We start from the raw sequence: 250 nt of genomic DNA, 5'->3' as shown, positions 1-250 counted from the left end.
CGATACCGTGATCTTCTTGCCCTCGATCTTCTTGTCGATCTCGGCCAGCACGCGCTGCTTCTCCTCGTCCTGATACGCCGCGGGGTCGTAGGCCTCGACCGTGCTCTGCTCGATCAGCTGCTCGGCCAGCGTCAGTTCGGCGGGACGGATGTCGGTGCGCTCGACGTTCAGATCGGCCATCGAGCGGACCTCGTCCGCATAGAGCAATTGCTGCAGCACCAGGCCGTCGTCGTTGGCGCGCACCTGCACC

The 250-nt window shown here is 64.4% G+C and carries 1 protein-coding gene; it reads right to left on the bottom strand.

Annotated elements, in window-relative coordinates; translation table 11 throughout:
* Nucleotides 1–250 (bottom strand): Ku family protein (locus tag J3B89_RS21130; RefSeq protein ID WP_215768325.1); only part of this gene is annotated, 250 nt, incomplete at both ends.

The sequence above is a fragment of the Rheinheimera oceanensis genome (genome assembly GCF_018831085.1).
Classification (GTDB): Bacteria; Pseudomonadota; Gammaproteobacteria; order Enterobacterales; family Alteromonadaceae; genus Alishewanella; species Alishewanella oceanensis.
Note: the sequence above shows the minus strand (reverse complement) of the source record. Positions and strands in the feature narration are given on the sequence as shown.